The following is a 26247-nucleotide window of genomic DNA, read 5'->3' on the forward strand; positions in this document are numbered from 1 at the left end:
GACAACGACAAGGTTAATCGCTGGTCAGCGATGGTGCCCAATTGCGATCAGGCTGAACGAAACCGGGTTTGCGCGGACTTTTCGCGGAAGTAGCCCCAGCCGAATCCGTAGGACACGATGACGGCGACCCCGAAGATGGCCAGCAACGCCGGGACGAACCAGGCGACGAAGTAGAGGGCGTGGCTGGCGTGGAACTTGTCGGCCATCGCGAGATAGGCGATGACGAGTGCGATCAACCCGATTTCGAGTATGACGGCGGTGGCCGCGGCGACTCCCCGCGCCACCGCGCTGAGGCCGGACAGACCGGCGGTGACCACGAGGAACAGCGAGAGCAGGATCCCGATGATCCCCATCCACGTCAGCGTCCACCCGAGGGCGTTCAGGCGGTAGTCGGGCTTCACGCCGTCGATCCAGACCATGACCAGCACGACGAGCAGGTACACCAGCGTGATGCCGCCGAGCACGGCCGACGCGGCGATGGAGGCAGTCAGGGATGTCGGCCGCTTCACCGTCGCACCTGTCGGTCCGAATGGGCCGGCCGGGCCGGGAAGATAGCCGGGGGCCGGGGGCACCGGGTGAGTCACCGCGACTGCTCGTCGGGCAACGATTCGCCCTCGATCTCGGCGTCGAGGATCTCGACGGTCGATGCCGGCGGTGCCAACGCCTCCGGCTCGTCGTCGGCCAGGCGGTCGGCGGCCATCTGGTCGAGTCGCTCGGAGTCCGCCTTGGCCCGCTTGGCCGCCTCGCGCATCTCGAAGCCGTCGGTGACGAGTTCACCGATCTCCCGGGCGACGTCGGCGACGGCGGTCGTGATGATCGTGGCTATCCGGCCGACGCGTGTCGCGGTCCCCTCCACGGCCTGCTGGGCAAGGTCCTTGTTGCGCTCGAGTGCGGCGGCGTCGAGCTTCCGCCGCGGCTGGATGTCGTCGCTCATGTCCGTAATCCTAGTGCCCCGTGGCAGAACACTAGAAGCCCTGCATCCGCCGACGGTAGGCGCCGTAACGGAACCGGTCGCCGTAGTAGTACCAGCCGATGCAGCTGAGGCCGAGAACGACGAGGACGAGGGCGGCCAGCAGGATGGGAACCAGCCACCCGAAGGTCCAGGTGGTGGTGCTCGAAAAGTATCGGCCGTTGCGCGCGGACCACACCGCCAGAGCGACGAGGAGGGGTTCCAGCAGAAGCAGGAACCCGATGGCGTTGCCGCGGCTCAGACCGCTGACGAGCGATCCGAGCGACGTGAGCAGGATGAACATCGCGAGGACGACCGCGGTGAACGGCGCGAACCCGATCAGGTAGTCCCCCACGTCGACGTGGCGCATATCCGGCGGGTTGGCCCTGCGCACAACCGCCGGGCACGGGTTGCGTGCCCGGCGGTTGCGCGGGTGAGACGACGACCGGCACGCGGAGCGCGAGTTTGTCGTAGTCGATCCGGGATTCCTTCCCGCTGAGACTCATGACGGTGAGCGTACCGTCGGGTCGTCGGCGGAGTCGGTCCCTCAACTGGCCTTCGCGGCGGCCTGACGCTCGATGTTGACGACGAGGTCGTCGTCGTCGCGGGTCCACGAGTTCGGCAGGCTCAGCTTGGCGATCTTCTTCCACGTGGAGCCGAGCTGGGAGCGCAGGTTGCCGGTGTTGTACGGCAGGCCGTGGCGCTCGCAGATCTCCTGGACCTCCGCCGCCATCTCCGGGTATCGGTTGGCCGGGACGTCGGGGAACAGGTGGTGCTCGATCTGGTGGGACAGGTTGCCACTCATGATGTGGAAGAGTTCGCCGCCCTCGATGTTGGCCGACCCGAGCATCTGGCGGATGTACCACTCGCCGCGCGTCTCGTTCTCGGTCTCCTCCTTGGTGAAGGTCTGCGCACCGGTGGGGAAGTGGCCGCAGAAGATGATCGAGAAGGTCCACAGGTTGCGGACCAGGTTGGCCGCGGCGTTGCCCGCCAGCGTCGAGACGAACATCGGTCCGCTCAGCGCCGGGAAGATGACGTAGTCCTTGAGGACCTGCTTGCTGGCCTTACGCCACATGCCCTTGACGAGGCCCTTGACGTCGGACCACTTGCGCTCGCCGGACATGACGCGCTCCACCTCGAGGTCGTGCAGCATGACGCCCCACTCGAACAGCAGCATCAGTGCGGCCGCGTAGCCCAGATTGCCCAGGTAGTAGGGGTTCCACTTCTGGTCGCGGGCCATGCGCAGGATGCCGTAGCCCACGTCGCGGTCCTCGCCGACGATGTTGGTGTAGGTGTGGTGCATGTAGTTGTGGCTGTGCTTCCACTGGTCGGCCGGGCACACGGTGTCCCACTCGAATTCGCGGGAGTTGTAGGTGTCCTCGCGCATCCAGTCGTATTGACCGTGCATGACGTTGTGGCCGATCTCCATGTTGTCGAGGATCTTCGACGCGCCGAGCATGCCGACGGCGGCGATCCACGCGGGCGGGAACCAGCCGGCGTACATCAGGGCGCGGCCGCCGATTTCCAGGCCGCGCTGCCAGCGGATGATCTTGTAGATGTATTCGCGGTCGGAGTCGCCGACGTCGGCCATGATGCGGGCGCGCAGCTCCTCGAGCTCACGGCCGATCTGCTCGACCTGCTCGTGGGTCAGGTCGACCGTCTTGATGGGCTCGGCCTCGGTCTTGGTCTTGGTGGACTTCGCGGCCTCGAAGTAGTCGCTGATCTGAATAGCCATGGTTAAACCTCGATTTCGACGTCGCCAACGGGGGTGTTGACGCAGAGCTGGATGTGGGTGTCGGCCTCGGTATCCGTTTCCCCGGTGAGGATGTTGCGGGTGCAACCGGACTTCTTGACCTTGGTGCAGGAGAAGCAGATGCCCATGCGGCAGCCGCTCTCGGGACTCAGACCGGCCGCCTCGGCCTGGTCGAGGATGGTGCGACCGTCGTTCTCGGCGGTGACCCCGGACGAGATGAAACTCAGCTGTCCGGTGACGGGCGTGTTCGGGTCGACGGTGGGGACGGTCAGTGTGAACGCCTCGGTGTGCAGGCGGTCGGTGATGCCGGCCTGCTCGCAGTGGTCGCGGACGGCGTCCATGAGCGACGCCGGGCCGCAGAGGAAGACGTCGGCGCCGTCGAGGGCGACATCGGTCAGGTGCTTGCCGGTGAAGTGGTCCGGCGAGGCGCCCCGCGTGTAATGCAGGCGCAGGTCGACGTTCGGGTTGAGCGCCGCGATGGTGTGCAGCTCGGCGCGGTAGGCGACGTCGTCGGCCGATCGGGCGTAGTGGATGAAGGTCATCGTGCCGCGGTAGTTCCGGTCGATGAGTGTTCTCATCATTGAGAGAACGGGTGTAACACCGGATCCGCCGCTGATGAAGACGACGGAGTCGCCGAGTTCCTCGGGCAGCGTGAAGTCGCCTGCAGCCTGTTCGAGGCCGACGACCATGCCGAGGTGCGCCCGCTCGCGCAGGTGGCGCGAGACGAGCCCGCCGTCGTGGGCGGTGATCGTCAGCTCGATGTCCTGGTGGCGGTCGCCGGCGGTGTTGGCCGGGGAGAAGCAGCGGGACTGCCTGACACCGTCGATAACGGTGCTGAGCTGGACATACTGTCCGGCCCTGTGTCCCTTCCACTGTCGCGTCGGGCGCAGGGTGAGGGTGACCGTCCGATCCGTGGACCGGCGGATGCCGACGACCTCGGCGCGCAGATCGCGCCAGGTGAGCATCGGGTCGACGAGTTCGAGGTAGCGGTCTACCGGGTGGGGGGTGAGGGCGGCCTGGACGACCGATCCCACAAGTGTGGAGAGTCGGGTGCTCATGAGTGATAGCCTCCTGGGTGGGCCGATTGGGTCCTTCTACAGTGAACGACCGTACACTGAAAAGTGTGCCACATGTAGCCAATGGTTCGTCAAGGGAGATTCTTGTGACGGCCGTCACCGCCGTACACTCGTCGCTTGTGAACAAGGCTGACCCTCCACGTGACCGGCAGCGCGCCGGCCGATCGAAGGGGGCCGAGCGTGCGCGCGAGCCCGAGTCCCGGGCCGAGAAGAAGAACCGCACCCGCCAGGCGCTGTTGGACACGACGATGGAGTTGGTCGCCGACCGCAGCTTCTCGGGGCTGAGCCTGCGCGAGGTCGCGCGCGGCGCGGGGATCGTGCCCACGGCCTTCTATCGCCACTTCACGTCGATGGAGGATCTCGGCGTCACCCTGGTCGAGGATTCGATGCGGGTGCTGCGCCGGACCCTGCGCGAGGGTCGTCGAGACCTGGCGGCCCGCAACGCCTTGCCGACGGCGACGAACTCGTTGGAGATCCTTCTCGACCACATGCGCGACAACGAGGCGCAATTCCGCTTCCTCGTCCGCGAACAGCACGGCGGGGTCCCGGAGATCCGCCGTGCCATCGACACCGAGCTGCGCCTCTTCGCCAAGGAGCTGGCGATCGACCTGGCCCGGGTCCCCGACCTCGCGAAGTGGGGGGCCGGCGATTTGGAGCTGGCCGCCGACCTCATCGTGACGATCATGCTGACTGCCGTCGCCGACCTGCTCGACGGCGAATACCGCGGTGCCGCGGTGGAGTCGGAGGTGCTCGACCGGGCCAAGCGACAGCTCGTCCTGGTATTCCTCGGGATGAACGACTGGGACGCGACGCGCAACGTCTGACCGGCGGTGGCCTGATTCGATCGCGGGGCGAATCGGACAGCGTGGGCGTTAGTCTGCTCGCATGGCAGACGGAGACCGCACCGGCTCGACCTTTGGTCGCTACGAGCTGGGCGAGCTATTGGGGCGCGGCGGGATGGGCGAGGTGTACCGCGCGGTCGACACGGAGAAGGATCGCACCGTAGCGCTCAAGTTGCTGCCCGCGGCGCTCGCCGCCGACGACTCCTACGTCGAGCGGTTTCGGCGCGAGTCGCGGGCGGTCGCCCGGCTCGATGAACCGCACATCATCCCCATCCACGACTTCGGCGAGATCGACGGGACGCTCTATCTGGACATGCGCATCGTCGACGGCGCCGATCTACGGTCGACGATCCGCGGCACCGGAAAGCTGGCGCCGCCGCGGGTGGTCGCGATCATCGAGCAGGTCGGCGCCGCCCTCGGCGCCGCGCATGCCGCGGGAATCGTCCACCGCGACGTCAAGCCGGAGAACATTCTCCTGACGCCCAGTGACTTCGCCTACCTCGTCGACTTCGGCATCGCCCAGGACGCCGACACCGCGCAACCGCAGCTGACACAAGTCGGCACCACCGTCGGATCGGTCGCCTATATCGCACCGGAACTCTTCGACGACGAGGAGGCGACATCGGCGAGCGATGTCTACGGTCTTGCCGTCGTCGCATACGAGGCGCTGACCGGGCGTGGACCTCACCCCGCCGCGACGAAGGCGGCGGCGATCAAATCGGCACTGCTGGATACCCCGGTCTTGCCGAGCACGCTCGACCCGAGCCTGCCCGTCGGATTCGACGACGTCCTGCTGCGGGGTCTCGCTCGAGATCCGGCGCAGCGATATGCTGGTGCCGGCGAGTTCGCCGCCGCGGCGCGCGCGGCCCTGGACACCGGCACCGGGTGGAGTGAGACCGAGACCGTGGCGTATCCGGTACCGGATGCTCCGCCGCCGGATGCGCCCACGTGGGACATGACCAAAGCGATGCCGGCGCCGGTGCGGCACACGGGAGCGCAGGTCGGCTCCACGGCCTCGCCACCGCCGACCGGATTGGCGTACGGGGCCTATCCGTCCGGATCGGCGTATGCCGTGACGCCGAAGAGTCGCGGCGGCAACCAGGTTCTCATCGGGGTGCTGGCGGCGCTCGTCGTCGTCGCGTTGGGTGTTGGCGGATACTTTGCGTGGAGTTCGCTGCGCGGGGACTCGGCAGCGTCGCCGCCGGTGACGGTCACCGAGACGACATCGGCCGGACCGGCGATCCCGCCACCGGATTCGGTTCCGTGCGATACGACGGTCGGCGTCGGTACCAGTGTGACGTCCTGTCCGTTCGCCGCTGCGGTGCGTGACGCCTACCTTGCTGCGGGGGCCAAGGGGCAGGCCCGGACGGTGACTGCGTACAGTCCCGTCACCGGTCAGAGTTACAGCATGAGTTGTCTGCCCGAGCAGGGGATCGTGGTGTGTCGCGGCGGCAACGATGCGGTCGTCCATATCTACTAGAGGTATGAGTAGTCGTCGCGCCGTCCCGGCGATCGCCCTGACTGTCGTCGGTCTCTCGGCTGGGTTGCTGTCCTCCGGCTGTGCCTCCGACGGCGAGTCCGATTCGAGCGGCACGTCGTCGAGCGCGTACGCGACCTCGTCGTCGGCACCGGTGTCGACGACGAGGCGTCCGGCACCCGGGCCGTCGCGGGCGAAGGCCTTGGCAGCGCTCGGTGCCGGCGCATTGGGGTTGAACAAGAGCCTCGAGCCGTTGGGGCTGAACCAGAAGGTCGTGGTCGCCATCGCCCCGGTCGGGCGGGTCGACGAGCCCATCGTCATCGGCGACAACAAGCCGGCACAGGTCGCGTGGTCGACGATCAAGGTGCCGTTGGCCATCGCCGCGGAGCGCAAACACCGCGGGCCGATGCCGCAGACGGTCGCCGCCATCGTCGCGTCGGATAACGAGGCAGCGCAGGCGCTGTGGGCTTCGTTGGGCGACGGCCAACAGGCTTCGGCAGCCGTGACGGCGGTGCTCCGCGAGGCCGGCGACCGTCGCACGGTGGTCCCGGCGACCCCGAAGCGCCCGCCGTACACGGTCTTCGGACAGACGACCTGGAGTGCCGAGAACGCCGCCCGCTTCACGGCGGGCATGGCCTGCCTGCCCGACAGCGCCCGGGTGCGACAGCTGATGGGGAAGGTCGACGCCGAGCAACGGTGGGGTGCGGCGACTTTGGGCGCGCGCGCCGGAGTCAAGGGTGGTTGGGGTCCGGGCACGGGCGGCGGCTATGTGGTGCGCCAACTCGCCTTGATCACCCATCGGGACGGATCGCAGACCGCCGCGGCGATCGTCACCTTCGGTTCCGGGACGTCGATGGCGAGCGGGACCTCGGCGTTGAACCACGTCGGCGCCTGGCTGGCGAAGCAGGAAAAGAACCTGCCGCGCGGATACTGCTAGCACCCCACAGCCCGTTCACCGTCTATTCATAGCTTTGGCGCCATTGATTCACCGCAAACCTCGCTGGGGTAACCAAACGGACATTTCGTCTCCGTAACGTTCGGCGCGTTGTCGGGCTCGCAGAGCCCCAAAGCACGCCCTCACGAGGAGAAGAAACGAGAATGAGCGCATTCACCGGTGCCGCAAAGCGCCTGGTCGTCGGTGTGGCTGTGGTTCCCGCCGCGATCGCCGCACTTGCCGTCAGCGGGACGACGACGGCCACTGCCGACACTTTCGTCCGTCTGCCGAACGGCACCGCCAAGTCGGGCGGAATCACCATCATCAAGACCGGCGAAACCGCACGAGTCGCCCCGTCGATTGCCGCCAACGGCGCCGGTCGCTCGGCCTGGCTGTCGGGCAAGGCCAAGGTGCTGGCCCCGCATATCGAGAAGAAGGAAGCCGGCCCCAACAACGGCCCGCGCGGCGAGGATGCGATGCCAGGTTCGAACGGCGCCTCGACGACCGGTGCCGCGGCTTCGCTGACCGTCGGATACGTAGTCGGCTGCCAGGTCAACCTCGGCAACCTCGACGCGGGGATCACCGGTTCGATCCCGAGCCTCGCGAACCCGGAACCCGGCCTAGGCGGAGCCCTCAGCCTTCCGCTGTCGCCGGGCAAGGTGCAGTACGTCACGATCGAGAAGAAGCAGCTCGAAGAGCCGGGCGACTATTTCTTCAACTGGGATCGCGCCCAGCTGGAGATCGCCGGTTGCGCCGGGCACGCCCAGGCCCGGTCTTTCGTGATCGTCGAGACCACCGGTGACAACCACCAGAAGGTCAGCCTCTTCGGCAAGCGCTTCTCCGTCGGCTGATCCCCGCCCACAGACATTTCAGACTCGGAAATAGAGGAACACCATGAATTCGCGTATCACCATGCTGGCCGCGGCCTGCGGCGCCGCTGCCGTCGCGGTCGCTTCGACGCTGATCGCGGCGTCGCCCGCCGACGCCGACACCCGCGTCGTGCTGCCCGCGCAGACCGATACCAAGAAGATGGGCGACGGCACCCTGGTGTCCATGTCGCGCAGCCAGGAGCGGGCCATCGTGAACGCTTCGGTCGGCGGAACCCCGGTGCACCGCAACGCCGCGGTCTCCGGCCAGTACCGCATCCACATCTCCAAGCCGGCGTCGAAAATCCAGCTGCGCGCCGGGTACGTGGTCGGTTGCCAGGTCAACTTCGGCGGTGTGAAGGGCCAGAGCGGCTTCGGCACCCTGGACACCACACCGGCGCCGACGGAGATCAAGCCGACCGTCGGTTCGACGTTCACCCTCGGTCCCGGCCAGGCGACGAATTACTACATCGTCGATACCGAGAAGGCCGACGACTTCGGCAATGAGAAGCACGAGCCGAAGGTGACCTGGAAGAAGAAGGACGACGTGAAGTTCGGGTACTACAACACCCAGCTGACGCTCAACGGCTGCGCCGGCTTCGCCCAGGCGCGGTCGATCGCCAACGTGCTCGTCGAGACCAAGCACGCCACCGAGTACCTCGTCTTCTACGGGCGTCCGTTCTCACTGGGCTGATCTGCTCGCAGGGGAGTTCGACCGGCTCGGGCCGTCACCGGAAGGTGGCGGCCCGAACTGCTATCGCCGTGAAATCCGACATCTATTCCCAATCGGAAAAGTAGTCTCTGTCGGAAAAGTCGACCTAACGAGCCTGTAACAAGCGCTGAGTACGTTTCGGGCACAGCGACTGATTTGTACGGTTCGTGTCAGTGCGGTCAGGGGTTGCGGAAACTGAATTCGATGGATGATATGCGCAGGTGAACATAGGTTTGCCTTACTAGAATCCTCGTGTTTCAATTGGCCGGAACCCCGTCGTCTTCACAGGCTCCGCACGGGAATTTTTCATGTTCACCAAAGGAGAGTGAATTGAGTAAGTATCTGACCCCTGCCCGACGCGTCGCGGTCGGAACCGCGGCAGCCGGTGTCGCGGTGATTGCGGCGACCGCCCTGGTGGCCCCGTCGGCGACCGCCGACGCCCGTTTCAACCTGCCGAACGGTCGGGCTCATGGTGAAGGATTCACCATCTTCCGCACCGGCGAGAAGGTTGTCGTCGGGCCGTCGCTGGCGGCCAACGGTGCCGGCCGCTCGGCCTGGGTCTCTGGCAAGGTGCGCGTAGCGGCCCCGGGGATCGAGACCCGCGAAGCCGGCCCGAACAACGGCCCGCGCGGCGAGGATGAGCTGCCGGGCTCGAACGGTACGTCGACGACCGATGCCGCCGCGACGCTCTCGATCGGCTACGTCGTCGGATGCCAGGTGGATATCGGCACGATGGGGGCTGGTCTGAGCGGATTCGGTACGGATCCCGGTCAGGAGATCACGTCGCTGGGTGGGTCGTTTTCGTTGCCGCTAGCCCCAGGCAAGATCGTCTACGCGCAGATCGAGAAGAAGCAGCTGCAGAAGCCGGGGACTTACTACTTCTACTGGCAGCGCTCGCAGATGGAGATCCAGGGCTGCGGCGGCTATGCGCAGGCCCGCTCCATGGTGACGGTGGAGCGCACCGGTATCGACCACGACAAGGTTTCCCTCTGGGGTAAGCCCTTCTCCATCGGCTGACCGCGGCCCCGACTCACATAGACCAGAAGGAATGAACATGATCAAGAATGTGAAACGTGCTGCGGTGGCAGCGGCGGCCGTCGGTGCTTCCGTGGCCGTGGGCATGACTCTGCTGACCCCGGTCGCGCAGGCCGACACCCGGATTGTGCTTCCCAAGGAGACGCAGACCGCTCGAATGGGTGATGGCACCGTGGTGACCTTCACCCGTCTGCGCGAGCGTGCCACCATCAACCCGTCGATGGGTGGAACGCCACTGCACCGCAACGCCTGGATCTCGGGCAAGTTCTCGGTGCGCACCTCGCAGAAGGTGGACAACATCGAGATCAATCCCGGCTACATCGTCGCTTGCCAGGTCAATCTGGGCGGCGCAACCGGAAACCTCGGTGATGACGCGCTACTCAACGGAATCCCCGGCACTGGTGGCCAGGTCGAGCTCGGCCCCGGCCAGGCTCGGGCCTACTACCTGACCGACTGGGAGCACGCCGACGACTTCGCTGCCGAGAAGCACGACACGAAGACGTCGACCAAGGACACCAACCGCGCGAACTTCGGCTACACCAACCAGCAGCTGAGCCTGGCCGGTTGCGGCGGCTATGCGCAGGCCCGTTCGTTCGCGACGATCCTCGTCGAGACCGAGATGGCCTCGCAGCAGATGAGCTTCTACGGACGCCCCTTCTCGTTGGGCTGATGTAGCAGCACCTCACGCTGACCAGCGCCCCGGCAACCACAAGGTTGCCGGGGCGCTGTCCTATGCGGCGGTAGTACGGCCGACGGTGGTCGTGCGGATCCGGGTACCGACACGGTGGTCGAGTGGATCCGAGGCGCGAGCCAGATGGGTGGTCGAGTGGATCCGAGGCGCGAGCCAGATGGGTGGTCGAGTGGATCCGAGGCGCGAGCCAGATGGGTGGTCGAGTGGATCCGAGGACCGACACGGTGGTCGAGTGGATCCGAGGCGCGAGCCAGTTGGGTGGTCGAGTGGATCCGAGGCGCTAGCCGAGGAGCCGTATCGAGACCTCGTGAGTCGAAGTCGGATCGTGGACCACGGCCATCGAACGGGGTGTTGCGCGTCTCACACCTCATTGGTAGTATAGAACATACATTCGAACCAGCGATGCGAGGGGGCAGCGATGACCGGGACAGCAGCGGTCGTGTTGCCGGACTCGCCTCGCGAGCTGGCCGAGCTGCTGGACGCGGTCGTGGTGAAACTCGCCTCGGCCCCGTTGGCACTGGCGTCAGATGCCGAGGTGGTGTCGACGGTCGAAGCGTTGGAGCGGGTGTGGCGGCGGGCCGATGCGGTGAATGCCGGCGTATTCGTCGAGATCAGTGATCGCGCCCTGTGGGAGCCGCTGGGTTACAAGAAGGTCCGCGACTTCTACAGCGTCCACCTGCGCCTGGGGACGACGGAGGCCGCGCGTCGCGAAGCCGTCGCCGCAGCGATCGGTCGGTTGAACTCGATGACCGGCGAGCGGCTGCCACCCAAACGCGAACCGTTGGCCGACGCAGTCGCCGCGGGTGAGGTGTCGGCCAGCCATGTCCGCGAAGTCGAGGCGATCCTCGCGAAGATCCCGCATGCGGCCTCGGCCGCCGATGTGGATGTCGCGGTGACGGTATTGACCGAGACCGCCAAAGCCACCACCCCGGAGGATCTGCGCAAACCCGGACAGCACATCCTGGCCCATCTGGACCCCGACGGCTCGCTGACCGACGACACCGACCGGCAACGTCGCCGTGGGTTGACCCTGGGCCGGCAAGGCACCGATCTGATGAGCAAGATTTCCGGCTACGTGACCCCCGAGGTGCGGGCCAAGTTGGAGGTGTTGCTCGACAACTGGGCCGCCCCCGGCATGAACAACCCCGACGACGATCCCGAACTGCGCCTCCGCGGACCGGCACCACACCGACCAGCACCAGACGGATCGTCGGCCGGTGGTGGTGCAGCCGACGATGCCGGCAGGCAGGTGCTGATCGAGGCCCGCCGCCGTGACAACCGGTCGGCGGCCCAACGCAACCACGACGCCCTCGACGCCGGCCTGGACTGGATCCTGGGACACCAAGCGCTGGGCAAGCCGGATCGGATTCCGGCCGAGCTGGTGATCACCGTCGACGAGAACGACCTCGCGCGTCGTGCCGGAGTGGCGGTCACGGCGACCGGCGCGATGATCCCGGTCAACAACCTGATCACACTCGCAGCTGATTCGACGCCCTGGCTGGCGGTGTTCAAACACCACACCCGTAGCGTGATCGACTTCGGACGCGGTCGACGATTGGCGACCAAGACCCAACGATTGGCGTTGTTCGCCTCCGAACCGGGCTGCACCATGCCCGGTTGCACCGAACCCTTCTCCCGCACCCAAGCCCACCACGCCACACTGGACTACGCCCGCGGCGGATCGACCGATGTCGCCGACATGACCGGGGCATGCGGCCCGCACAACCGGGCCGTCGGAGCCAAGCCCGGCCAATGGGAAACCACGGTGCTCACCGACGGACCCGACGAAGGACGAACCGGCTGGCGACGCACCGGCTCCGACGAACCATTCCGGGTCAACCATGTCCACGACCCGCGCGCTTACCTACGCGCAACCGTATTCGACCCCGACCAGACCACACGCCCAGACCAGACAACCGGCGCCGACGGTGACACAGCGCCACCGACCACGCCGGTCATGAAACGCATCCGACCCGACGAACGCTGGGGGCCACCGCGAGTAGGGAGCGCCGACACTGTCGACCGATCTTCGCCGGTCGAAGCAGCCTTGGCACTGCTCGTCGCCGCTTGATGGTTGGTGCCAACTCTCTTGCGCGCGTTGGCATTTCGTCTTGCGAGGTCTCGATACACCTTCTCGGCTAGCGCCTCGAAGGCACTCGACCAGCGTGTCTAGCCTCGGTGTCTAGCGCCTCGAAGGCATTCGACCAACGCGTCTAGCGCCACGGATCCACTTGACCACCGGGGAAGCACCCCGGACTGCTGTGGCCGGGGTCAGCGCCAGCGTCGGGTGGTCGTCTCGATGACGTTCAGCGTCGTCGAAAATGCCGGGGAGCGTGGAGAGATGAGCGCGATGTGGTTTGCGCCCGGTACCTCGACCAAGCGGACGCGGGCACCGGGGCAGCGCACCCGGGACATGAATGCGCGCACGTTGCTGATGGGAACGGTGCGGTCGGCTGTGCCGTGTACGGCCACGATCGGCACCCGGGGGCACCCGATCGCCGCGGGATCGGCCGAGCTGTAGCGCTGCGGCTGCTGATCGGGGGATCCGCCCAGGAAGGCGGCGACGTTGCGGTCGCCGTTGCGCGCGGCCACGGTGAGCGCCAGCGGAGCGGAAATCGCGATCACCGCGGCCGGCCGCAGACGCATGTGCTGAGCGGCCCACACCGCGAGCTGCCCGCCCGAGCTGTGCCCGACGAGGAACACCGAACGACTCACCTGCGGGTACAGCACGGAGAGCGCGGTCGCGAAATCGGCTGCCGCGGCGGCGTCGTCCAACGTCTTGCGCCAGCTGCCGCCGGCACCGATCCGCCGGTACTCCACGTTGTAGACGGCAAAGCCGTGCTCGGTCAGGGTGCGTGCCAGACGCGACGTGCTCGACCGGGCGATGTGGCTGCGCCAGGCGCCGCCGTGGAACAACACGATCAGCGGCGCCTGACCCTGCACATGTGACGGCAGATAGAGGTCCCCGACGTTCTGCGTGGACTCCCCGTCGAGGGTCGGATAGGGCAGCCGGATCGACTGTGACGGGGGAGCGCCGAGCGCGGTCGACTGGTTCCACCCGACGGGCAGCGCGCACGCGGCGGCGAGCAGGCAGGCACCGATCAGCAGGACGAGGATTCTTTGCACACCGAAGATACTGCTGCATGCCCGCTGAGACCTCGCTGAGACCCCTCCGTTATCGGTTCTCAGCCTGCTTCAGACTCCTCCAAGGCCGTCGCTCGCACCCTGGGATCAGATCGTCGCCAACGACGGTCCGCGCCCGACAATCAAGGAGTTGACATGCGCAAACTCATCACCGTTCGACCGATGTGGTTCGTCGCCGCCGCGGCGACAGTGGTCCTCGGCACCGGAGCCGGTCTGGGGATCGCCCACGCGGTGACCGGGGGATCGGCCCCGTCGATCACGAATCACCACCACCATCACGACAAGGCCACCAAGGGCAAGGACACACAGAACCGTCCGGACATCCCCGGGGTGCCCGACCGTCCCGAACCGGGCGACGTCCCCGACTGAGGCGATGGTCGACTACCAGCCGCCGGGGACGGTCTTCGCCGTCCCCGGCCTCGCGTCAAACCCGAACTCAGCGTCTCCACAGCCCCGCACGGGCATGGTGGAGGACATGCGCATTCTCCTCGTCGAGGACGATGTCAACGTCGCCGAGACCGTCCGCCGCATGATGGTGGCGGAGGGGTGGGTCGTCGACGTCGTCCACGATGGCACCGCGGGCCTGGAAAAGATCCTCTCCGAGCGATTCGACATCGTCGTCCTCGACATCATGATGCCCGGCCGCAACGGCTACGAGGTCGTCCGCGAGGCGCGGGCCGCCGGTGTCTGGACGCCGGTCCTCATGCTCACGGCGAAGGACGGCGAGTACGACCAGGCCGATGCCTTCGACTTCGGCGCCGACGACTACCTGACGAAACCGTTCTCCTCGGTCGTGCTCACCGCCCGCCTTCGCGCACTCGCCCGTCGCACCGCGCCGGAGCGCCCCGCGATCCTCACCGCCGGCGACCTCACCCTCGACCCGGCGGCGCATATCGTCAGGCGCGGCGACCAAGAACTCACCCTCACCCCGCGCGAATTCTCACTCCTCGCATTCCTCATGCGGAACAAGGGCGCCGTGGTGACGAAGACGGAGATCCTCGACGCCGTGTGGGATGTCAACTACCACGGCGACGAGAACGTCGTCGAGGTCTACGTCAGCTACCTGCGCCGCCGCATCGACACCCCGTTCAATCGCAAGGCGATCGAGACGGTGCGCGGCGTCGGCTACCGGCTCTCACCCGCCGGCTGAGATCCCCGATCACCAGGGGCAGGCGGAACCCGACGGCCGCACCGTGCCCGGAACCGCCGGCACCGTCGGAGCCGCCGGACGCATCGCCGACGATCACCTCCCCGTCGTGGGCGGTCACGATCTCGCTGACGATGGCCAACCCCAGACCGGAGCCACCGGTGCGCCGTCCGCGCGCCTGATCCAGGCGCACGAACCGCTCCAGCACCCGTGCCTTGTCCGCGTCGGGGATGCCGGGCCCGTCGTCGGCAACGGTCACCGTCACCGACTCGTCGTCGACGGCCATCTCGACGGCGATGCGGGTCACCGCGTGGCGCACCGCGTTGTCGACGATGTTGCGCAGCGCGCGGGCGACCTTCTCCCCGTCGACGCTGACCCGCGCCGGACGCAGGTGCGCATCGACGACGAGATCGGTCAGCGCCGTCACCCGCGCGACCTCGGCGCCCACGATGTCGTCGAGGTCGGTCTCGGCGACGTGCAGCGCGAGGCCGCTCTCGTCGGCGCGGGCGAGCAGGAGCAGGTCGGCAACCATCTGCTGCAGGCGCAGCGCGTCGGGGAGCATGACCGATCCGACGGTGTCGGCGTCGATCGGCTGGCCCTTCTCGTTGGCCAGATCGAGGAGTCCGACGATCGTCGTCAACGGGCTGTTGAGTTCGTGTGAGGCGTCGTTGACGAAACGGACCTGCCGCGTGCGCGCGTCTTCGATACGCGTCAGCATGCGGTTCATCGTCACCGCCAGCGTGGAGATCTCGTCACCGGTCGCCGGCACCGGGACGCGCCGGCTCAGGTCGCCGCCGGAAATCTCGTCGACGCGGCGGCGCAGCTCGTCGACGGGGGCCAGTGCCCGTCCGACGAAGTAGTGGGTCAGCACCGCCATGCCGATCACGATCAGCGGGAAGAGGATGCAGCACAGCACGGCCACCAGCACGACGAGGTGGTTGATCGGCTCCTCGGCGGCCCCCACAGCGATGGTGAGGTGCCCGTGGCGCCCGTCGATTCCCTTGGCGCTGGTGCGGAACTCCACGTCGTCGGCGCTCGCGTGGGCGCCGTGGATGACTCGGACCTGCCCGGCCGGGACCGGGGTGCTCAGCGGCCGGGAGAACTCCGGATTGTTGACCCGCAGGACCCGCCCGTGGGAGTCGAGGATTTGGATCACGTCCACGTTGCGCGTCGGCGTCAGCAAGGCGTGGTCGATCCCGTCGATCCCCTCCGACGGGAGCGCAGTGGCGATCTGCTCGGCGCGCGACTGGGTGGCCGAATCGGCGTTGCGCAGCAGGATGTGGCGCAGCGTGAACACCATCGCGACGGCGGCGACCGCCAGCGCCACGGTCACCAGCGCGGTCGCGAGCAGCGTCAGACGTGCGCGCACCGGCCGCAGCCGGTTCAGCACCGGCCGCGACCGCACGCGGATCCGCTCGCCGCTCGCCATTCTCACGACGGTAGTGCGCGCGCGTCGTTCTCGATGCGATCCACCCTCGTCACGGTCAGGAAACCGACCAGCGCGACGATCACCAGCAGGAACACGATGTTGACGATCGACGAGTTCCAGCCCAGACCGCCGTTGGCCCTCGGCTGGGTCAGTAGGTCGCCCATCGAGGCGCCGAGCGGGCGGGTGACGATGTAGGCCGCCCAGAACGCGAACACCGAGTTCAGCTTGAATCCGAGATGGGCGACGGTGATGACGGCGATGATCACCGCGAACATGAGGAGCGACTTCGGGTAACCCAAGGCCATCTTCTCGCCGATGAGGTCGCCGGCAGCGGTGCCGAGCGCGAAGGTCACCAGCACGGCGAGCCAATAGAACATTTCACGGCGAGGGGTGCGGATCGAGTGGATCGACAGGGTTCCCTCGACCCGGTACCAGGCGGCGAACACCACCACGAGTGCCACGGCGAACACGGCCGTCGACACCTCGAGCGGGATGTGCAGCGCGTCGGTCATGTTGTCGGTGATCAACGTGCCGGTCACGCTGATCACCAGGACGGCGGCCCAGTACACCGCCGGGACATAGCGGTCGACGCGGAACTGGACGGCGAGGATCACCGCCAGCAGGATGACTGTCACGACCGTCGTCCACTGCAGGCCGAAGCCCAGGTTCATGTTCAGGTAGTCCGCCGCGGTTTCGCCGACGGTCGTCGCGAGGATCTTGATGATCCAGAAATAGATCGTGACCTCGGGAACCTTGCTCAGCAGATACTTCGTCGGCGACTGGCTCCCTCGCATCCGGGGTGTCAGCTTGTCGTTCATGGGCCTGTCGTTCATGGGCGGAGTCCTTTCACGGGGAAACGGTTGGCGATGCGGTTCAGGAGGTAGGTCGCGATCGGTGGGATCAGCAGGGCGGCCGAGGTGCCCAGCAATGCGCCGCCGACGACGTCGCTGGACCAGTGCACGCCCAGATACAGCCGGGTCCAGGCGCAGACGACGATCACGGCGGCCGCGACAAGGGCGGCCAGCCCGTGCCAGAGGCGCGGGAGTCCGGCGCCCGCCACCAGCAGCAGGGCCACGACGAGCGCGGTGGTGCCGCCGACGTGGCCGGACGGGAAGGAGTAGGTCGCCTCCGGGGTGCCCACCTGCAGGACCTCGGGCGGTCGCGGCCGCGACACGGCGACCTTGACGACGGTGCCCGCGGCGGCCGCCGCCGCGGCGGCTGCCAGCACCGGCAGTGCGCGCCCGAGGTGGCGGTCACGCATAACGAGCGCGACGACGATCAGCGCGGTCCACCCGCACATCGCCGCGGGACTGAACAGTCGGCTCAGACCGTCGACGACGGTGGTCAGCCCCGGGGTGCGGGTGGCGATCAGCTCGCGCAGGATCACCGCGTCGACGCCCAGCGGCCCGGGATGGACCAGGAATACTGCGGCACCGATCAGGACCAGGCCGAACAGGACGAGGCCCAGTGCCAGGTGGCCGGTCGCGGGCCGGCCGACGACGAGGGAGCCGGGGGATGGGCGGTCCGGCGTCACCGTGCTGCCCGCTCGTCGCGGCGGATGGTGTCGGGGTCGTCGGGATCATCGGGGACGGGAGGCGGCGCGGGGAAGGGCGAGTCGATCCGCGGGCGGCGATAGCCGACGAGGATGCCGACGACGAGGATCGCCAGCAGCGCGGCCGAGGTTCCCCACGTCCCCAGGCCCAGGCCGCCCTTGGCCACCGGCTTGGAGAGCAGGTCGCCGACCGTGGCGCCGAGCGGCCGGGTCAGGATGAACGCCAGCCAGAAGAGCAGCACCCCGGAGATGTTGGTGAAGTAATGCGCGGCGAGCAGCGCGGCCATCGTAGCGGCGATGATCGCGGCGCTGCCGCCGTAGCCGAGGCCGGAACTGTCCGACAGGTAGTCGCCGAATGAGGTGCCCAGCGTGTTGGACAGCAGGATCGCCGCCCAGTACAGCGCCTCGCCGCGCAGCGTCGTGATGTTGGAGACGTCGAAGGTCTCCCCGCTGAACCGCCAGATCACGAACACGACGACCAGCAGCGACACGAGCAGCGCCGCTCCCGCCCCGTAGCCGAGCCCGCCGTCGGTGGAGGTACCCGATCCGGGCCCGCGGTTGATGAGGTCGGAGATGGTGGTGCCCGCGGTGCTGGTCGCGGCGATGACCGTCCAGTACAGCGCCGGGTGGAAGCTCTTGGCCTTCAACTGCACGGCGAGGCTGACGACGAAAATGCCGAGGAAGAGCAGCGATGCCGCGGCGTACCCCAGCTTCAGCGTCTGTGCGAGTAGATCGCCGCCGGTTTCACCCAGCGTGGTGGCGGCGATCTTGAGCACCCAGAACAGCACCGTGACCTGGGGCAGTTTGTAGCGCGACGCGCTGTGGCGCATGACTCTCCTCTTGCGTTCTCCGACTGACGCGTCGACGGTAGGAGTGGAGCGCTTAAGGACCGCTGAGTCTGATTCGGCGGCGCCCTATAGTCGAAGAATTGCCAGAGTCGACGGGAGCCGACCGAAGCCGTCGACCGAAACGAGGAGTCCCATGTCGAAGCCGCTGCCAGCCGAATTCCCCGCCCTCGTCGCCACCGATGTCGACGGTGAGATCAGGCTCAACAGCCAGACCCTCACGCCGGCCGATCTGCCTGCCGGGGAGGTGACCATCGCCGTCGAATACTCCGGCGTCAACTACAAGGACGCGCTGGCGGTGACCCCGCGCGGCGGTGTGGTCCGCAACTATCCGATCGTCCCGGGCATCGATCTCGCCGGCACGGTCGTCTCCTCCGACGACGACGCCTTCGCCCCCGGTGACGCGGTCGTCGCCCACGGCGGGCCGATCGGCACCGACGCCCACGGCGGCTACGCGGCATTCGCGCGGGTACCCGCGACGCAGGTCGTGAAGCTCGTCGGGCTGTCCACCCGGGAGGCCGCCGGAATCGGCACCGCCGGGTTCACGTCGGCGGAAAGCGTTGCTGCGCTGCTGGACCACGGGGTGACGGCCGCCGACGGGCCGGTCGTCGTGACGGGTGCGTCGGGCGGCGTGGGCAGCGTCGCCGTCGATCTGCTGGCCGCACTCGGATTCGACGTCGTCGCCTCCACCGGCAAGGCCGACGCCGCCGACCTGCTGCGCGAGCTCGGGGCGTCCGACGTCATCGGCCGTCTGCCCGCCGACCCCGACGCCAAACCGCGGCCACTGGGCAAGTCGCGCTGGGCCGCCGCCGTCGACTGCGTCGGCGGCGCCACCCTCGCCGATGTCATCAGCACCCTGGAATACGGCGGGGCGGTGGCGGCGAGCGGCCTGACCGGCGGGCCGCAGCTCTCGACGACGGTGCTGCCGTTCATCCTCCGCGGCGTGACGCTGTTGGGCATCGACTCGGTGTCGATCACCCCGGAGAAGCGCCGTGCCATCTGGGGACGGCTGGAGACCGAGCTGCGCCCGGTTCACCTGGAGAAGGTGATCACCGAGATCGGCTTGGACGAACTCCCCGACTCCCTGGCCTCGATCCGCAACGGGGCCAGCACCGGTCGGACCGTGGTGCGGATCGCGGAGTAGGCGTCGCGGGTCTCGATACACCCGTCTCGCTGCGCGCGTGCGGGCACTCGACCACCGTTGGGGCTAGACCGGGCCGCTCGGCGCGCGCCGGGTCCCCGGGGCCTGAGCGGGCATGGAGTTGGGCGGCACCGGGTAGGGCGTGCCGACGGTGGCGGTACCGAGGGCGATGTTGGGGCCGCACTGGGCGAGCGCGGCTTGGACCTTGGGCTGCGGGTCGGGCAGATTGACCCGACCCGACCGGCGACCGCCGGCGAAGTCGAAGGCCGAGGTCATGTCGCCGGTTGTCTCGCGCCGCCACTTGGTGAGGTTCGGTACCTCGACGCCGAAACGCGTCTCGAGGAGTCGCAGTTGCGAGGTGTGGTCGAAGACCTCCGAAGCGACGAGACCGCCGCGGCTGTACGGCGAGATCACCAGCCCGGGGACCCGGTAGCCGAGGCCGATCGGCCCGCGCATCCCGCTCGCCGCCTTCACCTTCGAGAGATCGGGCACGCTCACGTACTCGCCCGGCGTGCCGGGTGGCGCGGTGGGCGGCGTGACGTGGTCGAAGAAGCCGCCGTTCTCGTCGTAGCTGATGACGAGTGCGGTGCGCTCCCACACCGACCGGTTGGAGGTGAGGATGCGCAGCAGGTCGATGATGCCCGCGGCGCCGAGCGCCGCCGGCAGCGCCGGGTGCTCGCACTGCATCAGCGGCGGGATCACCCAGGACACCTTGGGCAGGCGGCCGGAGCGGACGTCGGCGGCGAAGTCCTGCGGGTAGGTCGGGGCGATGCCGCGTCGGGCGAGTTCGGAATCCGGGTCGGCCGACTGCTTGAAGCAGCTGATCATCCCGTCGAGCAGCGCGGTGGACAGCGGACCGGCGTCGCGGTTGTTGTAGACCTTCCAGGAAACCCCGGCTTCGGAGAGGTTCTCCGGCATGGTGCGCCAGCTGTACACGTGCTGCGGCAGGATCGTCGGCGTTTCCAGCAGCGGTCCGCCGTGCCTTCCCTCGGGGTCGAGGGTGGCGCTCATCCAATACAGCCGGTTGGGGCTGGTGGGGCCGAGGACCGAGCAATGGTAGTTGTCGCAGACGGTGAAGGCCTCCGCCAGCGCGCGGTGGATCGGGATGTCCTTCTCCGTGTAGTAGCCCATGAGCGCGGGGGCGTTCGCCGCGCCGACCGACGCGATCGACATCGGCAGCCACCGGTCGTTGCGGCCGTGGTTCCAGGCGCGGTGCATACCGGCCCACGAGTGGTCCGGGTCGTTGACGCATTCACCGTCGAGGGACGGTCCGCGCGTGGTGTCGAGGCGGAACGGCATCGTGTACCCGCGTCGTGTGGGGCCGACGCCGGGCGCCCAGCCGCGCTGCTTCCAGGCGGGCGACTTCTCGTCGAAGCCGCGCACCCCGGACATGGTGCCGAAGTAGTGGTCGAAGGAGCGGTTCTCCTGCATGAAGAAGACGAAGTGGTCGATGTCGTTGAGGGAGCCGGTGCCGGCGGGGTCGGCGGCGTGGGCCTCCTCGATGACCGGTCCGGCCAGGGAGGCCAGTGCGGCCAGGCTCCCGGTCGCGCCGGCGGCGGCGAGGAGTTCCCGGCGGGTCATTCCGGCGAAGGGGCCATTAGCCATGCGCTCTGGTCTATCACACGGACGTTAATGTCCGGGAAAACCCGGGAATGCCTCGGAAAACGCACAGTGCCCGTCGCCGAGAACGGCGACGAGCACTGTGATCGAGCTGTCAGGCGCTGGGAAGGCGACCGATCACGGGAAGCAGAAGTTGAAGCTCATCGATCCGATGGGCGGACCGTAGATGCACACGCGCCAACCAGAGGCCGTCTGGTGTTCGGCCGCCTGCTGCGGCGTGGCCGCAGACGCGGGCGCGATGGCAATGGCGCCGAGGCTGAGGCCGGCGGCGGCACTGACCACCGCGAGCGAAAGACGTCGTTTCATCGGGGATCTCCTAGCTAGGCAACAACATGTGTCACAAATGTATATCGCTGCGCATCTCGGGTTCGCGTTTAGGTGGACTTTGATAACCCATCGCGGGTGAGGGCCCTAGGTGACCGTCAAACCGCCGTCGACGGCGATCGTTTGACCGGTGACGTAACCCGCCGCGGCCGAGGCGAGCCAGATCGCCGACGCGGTGAGTTCGGCCGGGTCGCCGGTGCGACCGGCGAGCATGCGCGGACCCTGCTGCTCCAGGTATTCCGGCGGGTATTGGTCGGTCATCTCCGACTTGAAGAACCCGGGCGCCAACGAGTTGACCCGGATGCCCCGTCGCCCGGTCCACTGCTGGGCGAGGTCGCGGGTCATGCCGATGACCCCGGCCTTGCTGGCGGCATAGGCGGCCTGCGGCAACCCGGCCGTCGTGATGCCGAGGATCGAGGAGATGTTGATGATCGAGCTGCCCGGCTTCATCACCCGGGCGCAGGCCTGCGCCATCCAATACGACCCGTTCAGATTGATGTCGATGACCTGCCGGAACTGCTCCGGGGTCTCGCGGGTGGCCGGGACGGCGGTGCCGACACCCGCGTTGTTGACCAGGACGTCGACCCGGCCGAACTTCGCCATCGCCTCGTCGACGACGTGCTGGCAGGCATCGGGGTCGGCCACGTCGCAGGCGACGGACAGGCTGGTGCGGCCGGTCGGCTCGATGGCCTTGGCGGTCTCGGCGAGCCGGTCGATGCGGCGCGCGGCGAGGACGACGTCGGCACCGGCTTCGGCGAACCCGGTCGCGAAGGAGACGCCCAGACCCGACGAGGCGCCGGTCACGATGACGACTTTGTCTTCGACGGAGAAGAGGTCGGTGATGGCCATGGACGATGCCTTTCGCGGGAGGGTGGGGGTGCGGCTCACTCTACGCCGGACCGAGCGGGCGCTCGGTCCGTTTGGGTGCTTCGCCGTCGGCGCTGCTGCGCACGACGACGTCGCCGCTGGAGTTCAGTCGGTGAACCAGGCCGGATCGGTCTGCGCGGTGGTCTGGTCCAGGGATGCGAGCAATGCCAGCTGCGGACCGGTGCTCGGGAGTTCGAACCGGAAGAAGTATCGGGCCGCCGCGCGCTTCCCGTCGTAGAAATCGCCCGTCGCGTCGCCGACCGTCAGCAACTGCTCCAGCCACATCCACGCGACGACGATATGCCCGGCCGCCTGCAGGTACACCGAGGAATTCGTCAGCGCGACCGCCGGATTCCGCTCCGACCACAGGGTTGCGGTCGTCGCGACCATGTCGTTCACCGCGACGCGCAGGGCGTCGGCGAACTCGGCGGCCTCACCGTCGGCGGGTGCGCGGTCGATGGTGGCGGTGACGGTCTCGTGCAGCAGCGCCAGCCCGACACCGCCGTTCATGGTGACCTTGCGCCCGAGCAGGTCGAGCCCCTGGATGCCGTTGGTGCCCTCGTGGATCGGGTTGAGGCGGTTGTCGCGATAGCACTGCTCCACGTCGAACTCGGTGGTGTAGCCGTAGCCGCCGTGTACCTGGATGGCCAGGTTGTTGGCCTCGGTACACCACTGCGACGGCCAGGCCTTCGCAATCGGGGTGAGTACCTCCAGGAGCGTGTGCGCGCGGTCGCGTTCGTCGCCGTCGGAGGTGGCCTCCACGTCGACGAGCCGTGAACAGTAGAGCCCGAGCGCCAACGCGCCCTCGACGTAGGCCTTCTGGGCGAGCAGCATCCGCTTGACGTCGGCGTGCTCGATGATGGGCACCGGCTCGCCGCCCGACGTCGCCGACCGGCCCTGCGTGCGGACCTTCGCGTAGTCGACGGCGGCGAGGTATCCGGCATAGCCGATGGCCGTGGCAAGGAATCCGACGCCGATCCGTGCCTCGTTCATCATGTGGAACATGTAGGCCAGACCCTTGTGCTCCTCGCCGACGAGGTAGCCGATCGCACCCGGTTCGGCGGCATCCGGCCGATGCGTGCCGTCCCCGAAATTCAGCAGTGTGTTCGTGGTCCCGCGGTTGCCCATCTTGTGGTTGAGGCCGACGAGGGCCACGTCGTTGCGCGTCCCGTCGGGCAGGAACTTCGGTACGACGAACAGCGAGATCCCCTTGACGCCGGACCCGCCGCCCGGGGCCTTCGCGAGTACCAGGTGCACGATGTTCTCGGTCAGCTCGTGCTCACCCGCGGAGATCCACATCTTGGTGCCGGTGATCCGATAGCTGCCGTCGGCGACCGGCCGCGCCTTGGTAGTGATGTCGGCGAGCGACGAACCGGCCTGGGGCTCGGACAGGCACATGGTGCCCGAGTACCGGCCGGTCAGCATCGGCCGCACCCACGTGTCGATCTGCTCGGCGCTGCCGTGCGCGACGAGCAGGTTGGCGTTCGCGGTGGTGAGCAGCGCATACGACGACGTGCCCGGGTTGGCCGCCTGGAACCACGCCATCGAGGCGCGGCTGATCGTCATCGGCAGGTCGAGGCCGTCGAGTTCGGCGGGGAAGGGGGCGGCGATGAGATCGGCCCCGGCATAGGCGTCGAGCGCGGGCTTCACCTCGTCGATCAGCACGACCTTGCCGTCGTCGCCGATGTAGGGCGGGTGCTGGTCACCGGCCTTGTTGTGCGGGGCGAAGAGCTTCGCCGCCAGGTCCTGCGAGAGGTCGAGGATTCCGTCGAAGGTGTCCCTGGAATGCGCGCCGAACTTTTCCCGAGTCGTCAGCGACGTGATGTCGAGCCACTCGTAGAGCAGGAAATCGAGGTCCCGACGGGACAGCAGGTGAGCCATGCTGCCACCCTAACCACCACCCGCGGCCCGGCGTCACAGACTGTTGTGGGAACAACGACGCCTCTGGTGCGGTTGATCCGGGCATGCGCGTGGAAATCTGGTCCGACATCAACTGCCCCTTCTGCTACCTCGGCAAGAAGCGATTCGAGCAGGCGTTGGCGCAGTTCGACGGCGCCGACGACGTCGAGGTCGTGCATCGCAGCTTCGAACTCGACCCCACGCTTCCCGCCGACGCGTCGCAGCCGGTGCTCGGCGCGCTGGCCGCCAAGTACGGGATGTCGCCGGAGCAGGCCGCGGCGGGGGAGGCGCGTCTGGCCGCGCAGGCGCACGACGCCGGGCTGGACTACGTCACCCAGGGCCGCGACATGGGCAATTCCTTCGACATGCACCGCCTGGTCCACTTCGCCGCCGAGCAGGGGCGGGCCGAGGCGATGCTCGACGCGTTCTACGCGGCCAACTTCGCCGAGGATGGGGCGGCGTTCGGCGATCGGCAGCGGCTGATCGACGTCGCCGTCGGGGCCGGATTCGACGAGGAGGCCGTGCGGGCGGTCGTCGACGACCCGCAGGCCTACGCCGACGCCGTTCGCGAGGACGAGAGCCAGGCCGCGCAGCTGGGCGTCACCGGCGTCCCGTTCTTCGTCTTCGACCGCGCGCTCGCCGTGTCCGGGGCGCAGCCGGTCGAGACCTTTGCCGCGGCGCTGCAACGCGCGGCGGGATAGGTCGCTAACTTCGCGGGGTGATCATCGCGCTCGGTTTCAGCCCGCAGTCGCGCAGTTCGACCGCGGCCAGCGCGCGGATGACCGGTGGATTTCCGGCCCGCCAGTCACCGGCCGGATCGGCCGAGATGGCGCTGAGCACCTTCAACGGCTGGCCGGTGATGGCCCGCAGCGCCAGTAGGTCGACCCCGGCCTCGGTGTTGCGCAGCCGTACGTGGGTGCTCGCGCGCCGGATGAAGCGCCAGCGCATCGGCAGGTATACCGAGAGCAGCATCGCGATCGGCACGATGGCCACCGCGATCGCCAACCACCACGCGAAGGTGTGGACCGCTTCGGCCTGGGCGCGTCCGGCGTGGGCGATGGAATCGGCCGCACCACCGGCACCGTCGAAGGGCTTGCTGAGCTTGTCGCCGACCACCGGGACCTTGTCGGCGCTCTTACCCGCGTCGCGCAGCTTGTCGGCCATGGTGGCCCCGGCCGATTCCATCGTCCGACCGGGTGCGGCCAGCGCCATCGTCACATCGAAGACCTTGACGGCCAGCCAGACGCAGAAGGCGGTCCAGGCCAAAGCCCACAGGTCGCCGACGATCTGACGCGTGCGACGGGCCGGGGTATCCGCGTAGAGCTTCATGGCGTCATGATGCCCGGACCGACCGCGCCGCGCCGACAAAGGCGCGGATCGCGTCGTGGTCCTTGACCCCCGGTGCGGATTCCACGCCGCTGGAGACGTCGACGCCCCACGGCCGCGCGGCCTCGACGGCCGCGACGACGTTCGCCGGGGTCAACCCGCCGGCCAGGATCCACCGCCCGGACGGACCGCGCTCCAACGCGCCGGTGTCCCAGCGCTCGCCGGAGCCGGGGGTCGCGGCATCCAGTAGCAGCGCCTCCTCGCCGTAGGCCCCGACGGTGAGATCGGGGGATTCGCGCAGCGAGGTCGCCCGCCACACCCGCGGGATCAGGCCGAGTGCCGTCGTGAAGTCGTCGGGCGCATACCGGCCGTGCAACTGCAGGATGTCGACGCCGAGGTCGACGGCGAGTGCCGCCGCCCGCGCGGCCGTCTTGTCGTTGACGACGAGGACGGTGTCGGCATCCTCGCCGACCGCCTCGACGATCCGCCGGGCGAGATCGGCCTCGATCGCCCGCGACGACGTCTCGTTCATCACGACGCCGATCGCGTCGGCGCCCGCCTCGACGGCCACGCGCGCCGCGTCGACGGTGGTCAGGCCGCACACCTTCACATACACGC

Annotated in this window: 28 protein-coding genes; 12 read left to right on the forward strand and 16 right to left on the reverse strand. The window is 68.0% G+C overall.

Annotation, left to right across the window (positions count from 1 at the left end; translation table 11 throughout):
• Positions 1-47: 47 nt before the first annotated feature.
• The 5 genes from HUN08_RS04575 to HUN08_RS04595 form a co-directional block, all read right to left on the reverse strand.
• On the reverse strand, positions 48-509 hold the full coding sequence (locus HUN08_RS04575) for a hypothetical protein (protein ID WP_124248466.1): 462 nt from the start codon (positions 507-509) through the stop codon (positions 48-50).
• A gap of 71 nt (positions 510-580) precedes the next feature.
• The gene (locus tag HUN08_RS04580; RefSeq protein WP_124248465.1) at positions 581-934 is read right to left on the reverse strand and encodes a hypothetical protein; all 354 of its coding nucleotides are present in this window, start codon (positions 932-934) and stop codon (positions 581-583) included.
• A gap of 31 nt (positions 935-965) precedes the next feature.
• Entirely contained in the window at positions 966-1343 is a 378-nt protein-coding gene (locus HUN08_RS04585) for a hypothetical protein (protein ID WP_124248464.1), read from the reverse strand.
• A gap of 153 nt (positions 1344-1496) precedes the next feature.
• Positions 1497-2684 carry an acyl-CoA desaturase gene (locus tag HUN08_RS04590; RefSeq protein ID WP_124248463.1) on the reverse strand — a complete coding sequence of 396 codons (1188 nt, stop codon included), beginning with the start codon at positions 2682-2684 and terminating at the stop codon, positions 1497-1499.
• A 2-nt stretch (positions 2685-2686) separates the two neighbouring features.
• Complete coding sequence (locus tag HUN08_RS04595) at positions 2687-3760, reverse strand: ferredoxin reductase (RefSeq protein ID WP_124248462.1); 1074 nt, start codon at positions 3758-3760, stop codon at positions 2687-2689.
• A gap of 137 nt (positions 3761-3897) precedes the next feature.
• Here HUN08_RS04595 and HUN08_RS04600 point away from each other — a divergent pair, with 137 nt between their 5' ends.
• The 8 genes from HUN08_RS04600 (at position 3898) to HUN08_RS04635 (ending at position 12406) form a co-directional block, all read left to right on the forward strand.
• Positions 3898-4602 carry a TetR family transcriptional regulator gene (locus HUN08_RS04600; RefSeq protein WP_301546888.1) on the forward strand — a complete coding sequence of 235 codons (705 nt, stop codon included), beginning with the start codon at positions 3898-3900 and terminating at the stop codon, positions 4600-4602.
• A gap of 61 nt (positions 4603-4663) precedes the next feature.
• Positions 4664-6100, forward strand: a complete 1437-nt coding sequence (locus tag HUN08_RS04605) for a serine/threonine-protein kinase (protein ID WP_124248461.1) — start codon at positions 4664-4666, stop codon at positions 6098-6100.
• Between the two features lie 4 nt (positions 6101-6104).
• Entirely contained in the window at positions 6105-7034 is a 930-nt protein-coding gene (locus HUN08_RS04610; protein WP_124248460.1) for a serine hydrolase, read from the forward strand.
• Between the two features lie 161 nt (positions 7035-7195).
• Complete coding sequence (locus HUN08_RS04615; protein ID WP_124248459.1) at positions 7196-7882, forward strand: MspA family porin; 687 nt, start codon at positions 7196-7198, stop codon at positions 7880-7882.
• A 43-nt stretch (positions 7883-7925) separates the two neighbouring features.
• A complete protein-coding gene (locus HUN08_RS04620) occupies positions 7926-8591 on the forward strand; it encodes an MspA family porin (protein ID WP_124248458.1) in 666 nt (221 codons plus the stop codon).
• 348 nt (positions 8592-8939) lie between these two features.
• Positions 8940-9626: an MspA family porin gene (locus HUN08_RS04625; RefSeq protein ID WP_124248457.1), complete on the forward strand. Its 687-nt coding sequence runs from the start codon at positions 8940-8942 to the stop codon at positions 9624-9626.
• Positions 9627-9675: 49 nt separating this feature from the next.
• Entirely contained in the window at positions 9676-10314 is a 639-nt protein-coding gene (locus HUN08_RS04630) for an MspA family porin (protein ID WP_301546889.1), read from the forward strand.
• A gap of 439 nt (positions 10315-10753) precedes the next feature.
• Positions 10754-12406 carry an HNH endonuclease signature motif containing protein gene (locus tag HUN08_RS04635; protein ID WP_124248455.1) on the forward strand — a complete coding sequence of 551 codons (1653 nt, stop codon included), beginning with the start codon at positions 10754-10756 and terminating at the stop codon, positions 12404-12406.
• Between the two features lie 200 nt (positions 12407-12606).
• Here HUN08_RS04635 and HUN08_RS04640 read toward each other — a convergent pair whose 3' ends face one another.
• Entirely contained in the window at positions 12607-13461 is an 855-nt protein-coding gene (locus HUN08_RS04640) for a S9 family peptidase (RefSeq protein WP_165353453.1), read from the reverse strand.
• Positions 13462-13614: 153 nt separating this feature from the next.
• Between HUN08_RS04640 and HUN08_RS04645 the strand changes: the two genes are divergently transcribed.
• Complete coding sequence (locus HUN08_RS04645) at positions 13615-13848, forward strand: hypothetical protein (RefSeq protein ID WP_124248453.1); 234 nt, start codon at positions 13615-13617, stop codon at positions 13846-13848.
• Positions 13849-13954: 106 nt separating this feature from the next.
• Positions 13955-14629: a response regulator transcription factor gene (locus tag HUN08_RS04650; protein ID WP_124248452.1), complete on the forward strand. Its 675-nt coding sequence runs from the start codon at positions 13955-13957 to the stop codon at positions 14627-14629.
• Here the strand turns inward: HUN08_RS04650 and HUN08_RS04655 are convergent.
• Genes HUN08_RS04655 through HUN08_RS04670 form a run of 4 tightly spaced genes read right to left on the reverse strand, consistent with a single transcriptional unit; the run spans position 14568 to position 18437 of the window.
• Positions 14568-16055, reverse strand: coding sequence for a cell wall metabolism sensor histidine kinase WalK (locus HUN08_RS04655; protein ID WP_174900878.1), 1488 nt, complete (start codon positions 16053-16055; stop codon positions 14568-14570). The two genes, HUN08_RS04650 and HUN08_RS04655, sit on opposite strands and share 62 nt — an antisense overlap.
• A 2-nt stretch (positions 16056-16057) precedes the next feature.
• Complete coding sequence (locus HUN08_RS04660; RefSeq protein ID WP_174900968.1) at positions 16058-16849, reverse strand: hypothetical protein; 792 nt, start codon at positions 16847-16849, stop codon at positions 16058-16060.
• A gap of 35 nt (positions 16850-16884) precedes the next feature.
• Positions 16885-17589, reverse strand: a complete 705-nt coding sequence (locus HUN08_RS04665; protein ID WP_301546890.1) for a phosphatase PAP2 family protein — start codon at positions 17587-17589, stop codon at positions 16885-16887.
• Positions 17586-18437, reverse strand: coding sequence for a hypothetical protein (locus tag HUN08_RS04670; RefSeq protein WP_124248451.1), 852 nt, complete (start codon positions 18435-18437; stop codon positions 17586-17588). Before HUN08_RS04670 ends, HUN08_RS04665 begins: the two co-directional genes overlap by 4 nt.
• Positions 18438-18588: 151 nt before the next feature.
• Between HUN08_RS04670 and HUN08_RS04675 the strand changes: the two genes are divergently transcribed.
• Positions 18589-19596 carry an acryloyl-CoA reductase gene (locus tag HUN08_RS04675; RefSeq protein ID WP_124248450.1) on the forward strand — a complete coding sequence of 336 codons (1008 nt, stop codon included), beginning with the start codon at positions 18589-18591 and terminating at the stop codon, positions 19594-19596.
• A 63-nt stretch (positions 19597-19659) separates the two neighbouring features.
• On the opposite strand, the gene HUN08_RS04680 is transcribed toward HUN08_RS04675, so the two are convergent.
• From HUN08_RS04680 to HUN08_RS04695, 4 genes are all read right to left on the reverse strand, one after another.
• Positions 19660-21198 carry an alkaline phosphatase family protein gene (locus tag HUN08_RS04680; protein WP_124248449.1) on the reverse strand — a complete coding sequence of 513 codons (1539 nt, stop codon included), beginning with the start codon at positions 21196-21198 and terminating at the stop codon, positions 19660-19662.
• A 132-nt stretch (positions 21199-21330) separates the two neighbouring features.
• A complete protein-coding gene (locus tag HUN08_RS04685) occupies positions 21331-21519 on the reverse strand; it encodes a hypothetical protein (protein WP_124248448.1) in 189 nt (62 codons plus the stop codon).
• A 105-nt stretch (positions 21520-21624) separates the two neighbouring features.
• Complete coding sequence (locus tag HUN08_RS04690; protein WP_124248447.1) at positions 21625-22386, reverse strand: SDR family NAD(P)-dependent oxidoreductase; 762 nt, start codon at positions 22384-22386, stop codon at positions 21625-21627.
• A gap of 123 nt (positions 22387-22509) precedes the next feature.
• On the reverse strand, positions 22510-24285 hold the full coding sequence (locus HUN08_RS04695) for an acyl-CoA dehydrogenase (protein ID WP_124248446.1): 1776 nt from the start codon (positions 24283-24285) through the stop codon (positions 22510-22512).
• Between the two features lie 83 nt (positions 24286-24368).
• On the opposite strand from HUN08_RS04695, the gene HUN08_RS04700 reads away from it, so the two are divergent.
• On the forward strand, positions 24369-25004 hold the full coding sequence (locus HUN08_RS04700) for a DsbA family oxidoreductase (protein ID WP_124248445.1): 636 nt from the start codon (positions 24369-24371) through the stop codon (positions 25002-25004).
• A 4-nt stretch (positions 25005-25008) separates the two neighbouring features.
• Here HUN08_RS04700 and HUN08_RS04705 read toward each other — a convergent pair whose 3' ends face one another.
• Together HUN08_RS04705 and HUN08_RS04710 are read right to left on the reverse strand one after the other, a co-directional pair.
• A complete protein-coding gene (locus HUN08_RS04705) occupies positions 25009-25632 on the reverse strand; it encodes a hypothetical protein (protein ID WP_124248444.1) in 624 nt (207 codons plus the stop codon).
• 4 nt (positions 25633-25636) lie between these two features.
• Entirely contained in the window at positions 25637-26245 is a 609-nt protein-coding gene (locus tag HUN08_RS04710; protein WP_124248443.1) for a phosphoribosylanthranilate isomerase, read from the reverse strand.
• Between the last annotated feature and the right edge of the window lie 2 nt (positions 26246-26247).

It is taken from the genome of Gordonia sp. X0973 (assembly GCF_013348785.1).
In the GTDB taxonomy this organism is placed as follows: Bacteria; Actinomycetota; Actinomycetes; order Mycobacteriales; family Mycobacteriaceae; genus Gordonia.